The 9,237-nt window shown below is 56.9% G+C and carries 10 protein-coding genes and 1 riboswitch; of the genes, 7 read left to right on the top strand and 3 right to left on the bottom strand.

Annotation, left to right across the window (positions count from 1 at the left end; genetic code table 11):
• On the bottom strand, positions 1–521 hold a 521-nt coding region (locus ACOVRA_RS13355), incomplete at its 3' end, for a LysR family transcriptional regulator (protein WP_421720733.1).
• Between the two features lie 115 nt (positions 522–636).
• On the opposite strand from ACOVRA_RS13355, the gene ACOVRA_RS13350 reads away from it, so the two are divergent.
• From ACOVRA_RS13350 to gcvPB, 7 genes are all read left to right on the top strand, one after another.
• On the top strand, positions 637–1,578 hold the full coding sequence (locus tag ACOVRA_RS13350) for a sterol desaturase family protein (protein WP_421720732.1): 942 nt from the start codon (positions 637–639) through the stop codon (positions 1,576–1,578).
• Complete coding sequence (locus ACOVRA_RS13345) at positions 1,575–2,174, top strand: hypothetical protein (protein ID WP_421720731.1); 600 nt, start codon at positions 1,575–1,577, stop codon at positions 2,172–2,174. The genes ACOVRA_RS13350 and ACOVRA_RS13345 overlap by 4 nt, the downstream gene beginning before the upstream one ends.
• A gap of 179 nt (positions 2,175–2,353) precedes the next feature.
• Positions 2,354–2,444: riboswitch (glycine riboswitch) on the top strand.
• Positions 2,445–2,607: 163 nt separating this feature from the next.
• Complete coding sequence (gene gcvT, locus ACOVRA_RS13340) at positions 2,608–3,768, top strand: glycine cleavage system aminomethyltransferase GcvT (RefSeq protein ID WP_421720730.1); 1,161 nt, start codon at positions 2,608–2,610, stop codon at positions 3,766–3,768.
• A 3-nt stretch (positions 3,769–3,771) separates the two neighbouring features.
• Positions 3,772–4,143: a glycine cleavage system protein GcvH gene (gcvH, locus tag ACOVRA_RS13335; RefSeq protein WP_290802330.1), complete on the top strand. Its 372-nt coding sequence runs from the start codon at positions 3,772–3,774 to the stop codon at positions 4,141–4,143.
• Positions 4,144–4,148: 5 nt separating this feature from the next.
• Positions 4,149–4,796, top strand: a complete 648-nt coding sequence (locus tag ACOVRA_RS13330) for an FMN-binding negative transcriptional regulator (protein ID WP_421720729.1) — start codon at positions 4,149–4,151, stop codon at positions 4,794–4,796.
• Positions 4,796–6,139, top strand: coding sequence for an aminomethyl-transferring glycine dehydrogenase subunit GcvPA (gene gcvPA / locus ACOVRA_RS13325; protein ID WP_421720728.1), 1,344 nt, complete (start codon positions 4,796–4,798; stop codon positions 6,137–6,139). Before ACOVRA_RS13330 ends, gcvPA begins: the two co-directional genes overlap by 1 nt.
• A gap of 2 nt (positions 6,140–6,141) precedes the next feature.
• Positions 6,142–7,713, top strand: coding sequence for an aminomethyl-transferring glycine dehydrogenase subunit GcvPB (gcvPB, locus tag ACOVRA_RS13320; RefSeq protein WP_421720727.1), 1,572 nt, complete (start codon positions 6,142–6,144; stop codon positions 7,711–7,713).
• A 41-nt stretch (positions 7,714–7,754) separates the two neighbouring features.
• On the opposite strand, the gene ACOVRA_RS13315 is transcribed toward gcvPB, so the two are convergent.
• On the bottom strand, positions 7,755–8,828 hold the full coding sequence (locus ACOVRA_RS13315; protein WP_421720726.1) for an acyltransferase family protein: 1,074 nt from the start codon (positions 8,826–8,828) through the stop codon (positions 7,755–7,757).
• A 23-nt stretch (positions 8,829–8,851) separates the two neighbouring features.
• The coding region (locus ACOVRA_RS13310) for an ATP F0F1 synthase subunit B (protein ID WP_421720725.1) at positions 8,852–9,237 on the bottom strand (386 nt) is incomplete at its 5' end.

Below are 9,237 nucleotides of genomic sequence, written 5' to 3'. Positions count from 1 at the left end.
GGCCGAAAGACGACTTGATAGGCCTCAGACACCAGCTTTTGCAGTTTCAATTCACTCCGGTTTTTTAGGCCTTCCACCGTGGTTGAATGGAACAACAAAAGATGTGCCTGCCGTCGCACCAGCCTGTCACTGGCCAGGTCTGGCGGCATGGTTTCAATTTGTACGGCCACTTGGGGATGGGTTTTGCGAAACTCTAACAAGGCTCCGTGCATCAGCGTGTCGATGACGGCAGGACCGCAAATTAGGTTGAGTTGTAGCTCTCCAGCAATCGCGTCGGCGCGCACCTTTTCTGAATGGGCAAGTAGATCCGAAGCGGTCAGAGCCAATCTTCGCCCGGCCTCGGTCGGGATGATCGATCGGGTCGTGCGATCAAATAGCCGAACATCCCACTTGGCTTCAAGTGTTTGGATACTTTTGGTCAGCGCCGAATGCGTAATCAGCAATTCTTCGGCTGCGCGGGAAAAGCTGCCTAAGCGGTAGACGGCTTCGAACCGTTGGATCAGGACAAGATCAATCGACATGTTCCGTTATCTACATAATAATAGATTATTATTCAATTGTTGGCGCAGAAAACCTAGCCTAACCTCCCGTGCAAACGCGATAAAGCGGGCCAAAACGGCACCAAGGGGGAAGTGCATGACGACCACCGAGTTCATTCACGGTAATATCGGCCTTTATTCGGCGATCTTCTTTTTCACGCTCCTTGCCATCGAATTGATTGCCATCAAGCTGTTTCGGGCAAACGGAAAAATGCCGGCCAAAGATGCTTCCTTGGGCATCTTGACGGGCGTGTTGAGTGACCCAGTGAATGCGATGTCGGCCTTTATTACACTTGGTATTTTATCCTTGGTTCAGCCGTTCCAGTTTTTCACCCTGCCGGTAAATCCATGGACTTTTCTGGTTTGTTTCATCCTGGATGACTTGCGTTTTTATTGCCATCACCGGGTCGCCCATCGCTGCCGCTGGGTTTGGGCGATGCATGTTGTCCACCATTCCAGTCAGGAATATAATTTGGCGGTCGCGCTGAGGCAGGGTTGGACCAAGCATTTTACGGGCACGATGTTGTTCAAAGTGCCCTTGGTTCTGATCGGCTTTGACCCAATCATGGTGACCTTCTGCGGCGTGCTCAATGCCAGTTACCAGTTCATGCTGCACACCGAGACCGTCAATAAGTTGCCGCGCTGGGTCGAGGCAATCTTCAACACCCCATCGCATCATCGGGTCCACCATGCGAGCAATCCGCGCTATTTAGACGCGAATTATGCTGGGACCTTGATTATTTGGGATCGGCTTTTTGGGACTTTTGTTGCTGAAGATGAGGCCGATCGGCCCGTTTATGGCTTGGTGAAAAATCTCAACACCTTCAACTTGTTCAAAGTCCTATCGCACGAATATATTGGCATTGCTAAGGATGTGAGCCAAAAGGGGCTGACCCTGTTTCAACGCTTTTGTTATGTTTTCGCACCGCCCGGCTGGAGCCATGATGGCTCTCGTCTTTCCAGCACCGATATCAAACGCGCCGCTGGCATTGGTGCCCCGTCTGTAGACCCTGTTGCCGCAAAGACCAGCCCGCCATGATGCCGCTTCATTATGCGCTGACCGATGGATTGGTCTGTGCCGTCGCTGTTTGGGGGGCGTGGCACCTCATGCGCGGCAATAAGCCTGTCGGCGCGCTCGGTGTAGCTTTGTTCGCGCTTGCTGCAGCGATCGGGACGGTCCGTGTTACCAGTGGATTGATCGAACCGCTTGGCATGGCGCATCGATTTGCCTCTCAAATTGGCGGTCTATTGGGCCTGCTCCTCATCCTCTGGCAGATTTTTGAAGCGACAACCGGCCGTATTCGCCCATTGTTTGGCATTGCCATTTGTGTCAGCGCCGTGGGGCTGGCGATTATTGTGCCCGTTGCGGGCGCACCCATTTATGTCCTCGCCTTGCTTGGCGGGATCGCCCTATTTGTGCTCGACCGCAAAGGCGGGAAGCCAAATATTGGCGCGGCAATGGGCTTTGGTGTGATGCTGCCCAACGTCTTGTTTTTGCGTCAATCAAGTCTTTTGGGTCCAGACCTGAGCTGGCATCTCTTCCATTGCGTCATTGCCATGTGGTTGATCCTGACCGTGTTGGCACTGACACCAAAGCGGGCGGAGAACGCGGCTGCCCTATCTTCTGTCGCCTAAGACTTCCACAGCAGGCGGCTGAAGTTTTGGCTGCCCAATAATCCGCCAAACTGCGCATATGCGCTGCAAAAGCCTGTCGATGAAAGCCCTGTTGGTTGCCAAACTAGTTGACGCGCCGCGCGTGCGCGGGCAGGAGGGCGTCTCTTGTGCCGCTCTCGGATGATACCGGCCCAAGCTCATGTGTGACTGCGGGAGAGACGATCCCCAAAGGACCGCGCCGAAGGAGCAACCGCCCCGGAAACTCTCAGGCAAAAGGACCGCAGCCACGTCAATACGCTGGAGAGTGTTGGGCAAAATGTCCAACCGCCGAAGGAGCAAGCGGTCCCTTGAAGTCTCAAGGCCGACCGCGAAAACTCTCAGGTTTTAGACAGCTGGGGCGCGCGCCGAAACGGGGGAACCCTGAGGCGTGTCGCGTACCTGTCGGAGCCTGCCCATGTCTGAAGATACTTCCTTAAAAACCACACCCCTAACAGGGCTCTGGCAAAGCATGGGCGGCCGCATGGTGCCCTTTGCTGGCTATCTGATGCCGGTTCAGTTTCCAGAAGGCGTGATGAAAGAACATGTGTGGACGCGCGAGAGCTGCGGTCTGTTTGATGTCTCGCACATGGGCCCGGCCTTTTTGGCGCTCAATGATACAAGTCTGGCCGGCGATGCCGCCCATGCGGCAATTGCGGCCTTGGTGGAAACCATTCTGCCGTGCGACGTTGCGGGCCTTGCCCCCGGTCAGTTGCGCTATACCACTTTACCAAATGCCAGCGGTGGCGTGCTGGACGATTTGTTTGTTGGCCGCCCGAAGGCAGATGCCGATCAAGGCACACTCTATTTTGTCGTCAATGCCGGCTGCAAAGAACAAGATTTTGCGATCATCGCAGAAGCCTGCGCTGGTAAAGCGACGCTAACGCGCGCCGATGACCGCGCCTTGATCGCGGTACAGGGGCCTAAGGCGGTGGATGCCATTGGCAATGTTGGCGACGGGCCAAAGCGCTTGAGCTTTATGGAATTTGCCACGGTGAAAGGCCCCTATGGCGAAGTCGTCGTTTCCCGCTCTGGCTATACGGGCGAAGACGGCTTTGAGGTCCTGATTGCCGCCGATAAGGCTGAAGCCTTTGTGCGCACCTTGTTAGCCACCGCGCATGTCAAAGCCATTGGCCTTGGCGCGCGCGATAGTCTGCGCCTAGAGGCGGGTCTTTGCCTCTACGGCCATGACTTGGATGAGACCACCAGCCCGATTGAAGCAGGCCTTGCTTGGACCATTCAGAAAGTGCGGCGCGAGCGTGGCGATTTTCCAGGCGCTGCGCGCATTCTGAAGGAGCTCGCCGAGAAGCCAAGCCGCAAACGCGTCGGCCTCTTGCCCAAGGATAAGGCACCCGCACGTGAAGGCGCTGAAATCCGCAATCTGGCTGGCGAAAAGGTCGGCATGGTCACATCTGGCGGCTATGGCCCCAGCGTCGGTGGGCCGATTGCCATGGGTTATGTCGACGCGGCCTTTGCCGCGGTCGGCACTGAATTGGATTTGATCGTTCGCGATCAACCCCGCCGCTGGGTCGTCGCGCCCTTACCTTTTGTTCCCCATAATTACCACCGGAAAGGCTGAACCATGACCACCAAATATACCAAAGACCATGAATGGGTTTCTGTTGCAGGCGACATCGCCACCTGTGGCATCACTGCCTATGCCGCTGAACAATTGGGCGATGTGGTGTTCGTGGAATTGCCAAACGTCGGCCGCATCGTGTCGCAAGGCGATGAAGTGGCCGTGGTTGAAAGCGTGAAGGCCGCCTCGGACGTCTATGCGCCTGTGTCGGGCGAAGTGGTCGACGTTAATGAAGCTTTGGCCGAAGCACCGGAAGGCGTGAACGAAGCGGCCGAAACCACGGGCTGGTTCACCAAGCTGAAACTGACCGACCCAGCAGAGCTTGATGCTTTGATGGATCGTGCGGCTTACGACACCTATTTGGCAGGCCTCTAAGCCTTATGTATGTGCCGGTTCACAATCGGGTGGACGACCCACAGGAAGCGTGGGCTTTTGTAAAGGCCCATCCTTTCGCAGTGTTGTGCGTCAATGGTCCCGACGGGCCAGTGATTGCGCATGTGCCTTTGGTGGTCCGTTACGATGAAGCAACCGGCACGCATGAGCTTATCGGCCATGTTGCGCGCGCCAATCCGTTTCATGCGGCGGTGCCGGTCGAAGGTGCGCCCTGCGTGGCTGTCTTCCGAGGGCCTGATGCCTATATTAGCCCCTCGCTTTATCCCTCCAAACAGATCCACGGCAAAGTTGTGCCGACGTGGGCCTATTTGGCGGCAGAGGCGCGCGGGCATTTGGTCGTTGAACCCGATCCAAGCGCGATGCGGGCTTTTCTAGAGCCGGCCACCCAAGACATGGAAGCAGCAGCCCCCAAGCCTTGGAAGGTTGACGATGCGCCCGCGGATTATATCTCCAGCCTCGAACGCGCCATCGTCGGCCTAAAAATTCGGGTCTCGGCCTTGATCGCCAAACGCAAGATCAACCAAGGCAAGCCAGAGGCAGATTATCAATCCGTGCAGGAGGCTTTTGCTGCCTCCGCACACACCTCCCACCAGATTCTTTCCCACGAAATGCAAAAAGAAAGTCAGAAAACCTGATGCGATATTTGCCCCTTACCCCTTCAGACCGTGAGCAAATGCTCGCCAAAGTCGGCGTTGCCTCGATTGAAGATCTCTTCCTCGATGTGCCCGAAATCGCCCGCTTGGATGGTCCGATCCATGACTTGCCATTCGCCCAAGGCGAGTTGGCGGTAGAGCGCCACATGCAGCGTCTGTCCAATGGCAGTGTCGCGGCTGGCAGTGTGCCGTTTTTCTGTGGGGCAGGGGCTTATCGTCATGCCGTGCCTGCTAGTGTCGATCATTTGATCCAGCGCTCAGAGTTTTTGACCACCTACACGCCCTATCAGCCAGAAATGGCGCAAGGCACGGTGCAGACCTTGTTTGAATTCCAGAGCCAAGTGGCGGGCCTATTGGCTTGCGATGTGGCAAATGCCTCCATGTATGACGGCTCCACCGCCTGTGCTGAAGCGGTTGTGATGGCTGCACGTGTGACCAAGCGGACCAAAGTCGTGTTCTCCGGCGGCCTTCATCCCCATTACCGCCGCGCCGCGCGCACTTTGGCTAAGCACTCGGGTCTTGAGATTGCTGGTCTGCCGATTGCGATTAATGACGAGGCAGCCGTGCTGGCCGCGGTGGACCAAAACACGGCCTGTGTCGTGGTGCAGTGCCCGAACGTGTTCGGAACCCTGACCGACTTCACCGAGCTTGCTAAAGCGGTGCAAGCCAAGGGTGCCTTGTTAATCGCGGTCTTTACCGAAGCGGTCGCTTTTGGCCTGATCACGCCACCGGGCGAAATGGGCGCTGACATTGTTGCGGGCGAAGGTCAGTCGATTGGCAATAGCTTGAATTTCGGCGGTCCCTATGTCGGCCTCTTTGCGACCAAGGACAAATATGTCCGCCAAATGCCCGGCCGTTTGGCTGGTGAGACGGTGGATGCCGACGGCACGCGCGGCTTTGTGTTGACGCTGTCAACGCGGGAGCAGCATATTCGCCGCGATAAGGCGACCAGCAATATCTGCACCAATTCAGGGCTTTGCGCCTTGGCCTTCACAATTCACATGACCCTGTTGGGCGATAAGGGCCTGAAACATCTAGCCCAATTGAACCATGAAGCGGCTTGTGAAGCGGCAGATGCTGTCTCGTCGATCCAAGGTGTTGAGCTCTTGAGCGACAGCTTCTTCAATGAATTCGCGGTGCGTCTACCCGGCGATGCTGCCAAAGCGGTCGAAGCCATGGCCGCGCACAATGTGTTGGGCGGCGTGCCCTATTCGCGCCTACGCCAAGAACCCGGCTTTGAAAATGTGCTGTTGATTGCAGCAACCGAGACCACAACGGCTGAGGATATTGCATCCCTCGCCGATACCCTGAAGAAGGTGATCTGATCATGGCGATGAATAATGTCGGCCGTCCAACCGCCTCTGTTGCCAATGATGCGGCAGCCCCAACCACTTTCTCTGGCGCTCGTGGCCTTTTGCAGCCAACGTCTCTGATTTTTGAGACGGGCTCTATCGACCGAACGGGCGTTGATTTGCCCCCGGTGAAGGGCGTCACAGCGCGTCTGGGCGGCCTTGCTCGCCAGACCTCTACCGGCAATCCCGGCCTGTCAGAGCCTGAAGCCGTGCGCCATTATGTGCGCTTGAGCCAACGCAATTATGCGATTGATCTGGGCATGTTCCCCTTGGGCTCCTGCACCATGAAGCACAATGCGCGCTTGAACGAGAAAATGGCGCGCTTGCCAGGCTTTGCTGACGTGCATCCGCTGCAGCCCATCTCGACAGTTCAGGGCGCTTTGGGCGTGATGGATCAATTGTCTCATTGGTTGATCACCTTGACCGGCATGAAGGCCGTCGCTCTGTCGCCTAAGGCGGGTGCGCATGGCGAATTGTGCGGCATGTTGGCAATCCGGGCAGCTTTGGACGCCCAAGGCCAAGCCCACCGTCGTCGCGTGCTGGTGCCCGAAAGCGCGCATGGCACCAACCCGGCCACTGCCGTGCAGTGCGGCTTTATCGTCGATGAAATCAAGGCAGCCCCCGATGGCCGCGTTGACCTCAGCGATCTCAAAACCAAGCTGGGTGACGATGTCGCTGGCATCATGCTGACCAACCCGAACACCTGCGGTCTGTTTGAGCGTGATATTCGCGAGATTGCAGACTTGATCCACGCTTCGGGTGGTTATTTCTATTGTGATGGCGCGAACTTCAACGCCATTGCAGGCAGGGTTCGTCCAGGCGATTTGGGCGTCGATGCCATGCACATCAATCTGCACAAGACCTTCTCGACGCCGCATGGCGGCGGTGGGCCGGGCTCTGGCCCAACGGTATTGTCAGACGCTCTGGCACCGTTTGCGCCAGTCCCTTATGTCGTCACCCGCGCGGACGGTACATTGGACCTTGTTGAGCATGAAGCCGATAGCGACGGCGAGCCGTTTGGCCGCATGGTCGCCTTCCACGGGCAGATGGGCATGTATACGCGCGCTTTGACCTATATGTTGAGCCATGGTGCCGACGGTATCAAGCAAGCTTCTGAAGATGCGGTGCTGAATGCCAATTACGTCCAAGCTTGCTTAAAAGAGCATATGAGCCCGGCCTTTGATGGCGTGTGCATGCATGAAGCCTTGTTCGACGATTCTTGGCTGGAAGGCACGGGCGTCACCACGCTTGATTTTGCCAAAGCCATGATCGACGAGGGCTATCACCCCATGACCATGTATTTCCCGCTAGTGGTGCATGGCGCGATGCTGATTGAGCCAACCGAAAGCGAAAGCAAGGCAAGCCTTGATGCGTTCATTGCCTCGATGACAGGCCTCGCGAAAGCCGCCAAATCGGGCGACACGGCCCGCTTTACCGGTGCGCCCTATCATGCCCCCGTGAAGCGCTTGGATGAGACGCGCGCTGCCCGTAAGCCCGTCTTGAAATGGGCTCCTCCGGTGGAACCTGCCAAAATCGCTGCCGAATAAGGTCACGAGTTTAGGCTGACGGCTACTGGAAACAGGGGCCGTCAGCCGCCTGCTTGACGCTTGCCGCGCAGGCGGGCCGCCAGTCGTTGGATCGGCCTATCAAAGCCTACATGCAGGATCCACGCGGCGACAATGGCGGCGGCGAGCGCCACTGTCAGCAAGATCAGATTGTCCAGTGGCCCCGGGCGCGACAAAGGTGCCCCCAAGCGGCCTAAAGCGGCAAATACTGGCACATGGATCAGATAAAGCGCATAGGACCAGTCCCCCAAGGACTTTGACCATTTGGGGCTCTCATAACCATCTTGCTCCAAGCCGACACAACCCCAAACCAATAAGGCCGCTGGAATGCCAAAGTAAAACAGCCGTGGCCATTCTTGGCCAAACATGGCTTGGGCATCTTCGCGCAGAGACAGCGCGCAGATCAGCATCCAAAAGGCCCCAAACTGCGCCATGAGACGTGGAGATGGGAAAATCCGCCGCTGTGCCAAAAGACCGACGACGGCTCCGAGAATGAATTCGAGCGTGAGGGGGTGACGGATTAGTGCGACAAAAGTATTGTCCGGGCGCGGCAGGACGCTGGCTGCAGCAGCCGTAATAATTGCCCAAATCGCCAGCGCCGCCGGGAACCAGCGCGCTGGTAGAAGCAATAAGATCCCGAATACCAAATAGAACCAAAGTTCATGGATCAAGGTCCAGCCGACCGCATGTAGAGGTAGCTCTTTGTCTGGCACCAACAGATAGGATTTCCAGAGTTCTGGGCTTGAATCATGGCTGGCATAAACCCACTCTGGCTTGATCATCCAAACGGCGACCAGCGCGGACAGAACCAACCACCAAAGCGGATAAATGCGGGCGAGCCGGGCAAACCAAAAACCGGGCAGGGCGGCGGGCTTGCCTTGGTCGGCTCGTGTGACCCAGACCATGACAAAGCCGGAAATAACAAAGAACAGGTCGACGCCGCCAAACCCCGCCAACGCCCAATTGCCCAGCAAAGGCGTGCCGCCAAAGCGGTTTTCCACCGAATGCAAATGCGCAATCGCGACCATTAAGGCCGCGACACCACGCAAAGTCTGGATTGTCGTAAGTGAAGCGATCAAGGGCGGTTTAGCTTTCACCAGGTCCGCCCCTTGAAGCTTGATCAGCCGAACTTGCTTTCAACTGCGGCAATGCCATTGGCAACCAGCTTTTCGCCGGCCTTGCCTTTGACGCTGGCCAACAAGACTTGTTCTGCCACGGCCATAGCGGCATTGGAAGCCGCCGCCCGGACGTCTGAGATCGCAACTTCTTCAGCACGACGAATGCGCTCTTCAGCTTGCTTGCTGCGCGCGGCAATTGAACGCTCTAGCTGGGCTTCAGCCTCAGCTTTAACGCGAACCGCATCTTCTTCCGCTTTCGCGATGATGGCAGCTGCATCGGCCACGGCTTTGACGTGCTGGGCTTCATAGGATGCCCACAACGCTTCAGCTTCCTGGCGCAAGCGCTTGGCTTCGTCCAATTCTTTTGAGATTTTGGCCGATTGATCAT

It is taken from the genome of Aquidulcibacter sp., from assembly GCF_049239865.1.
GTDB lineage: Bacteria > Pseudomonadota > Alphaproteobacteria > Caulobacterales > Aquidulcibacteraceae > Aquidulcibacter.
The sequence above is the reverse complement of the archived record's forward strand: the minus strand, read 5'-3'. Positions and strand labels throughout refer to the sequence as shown.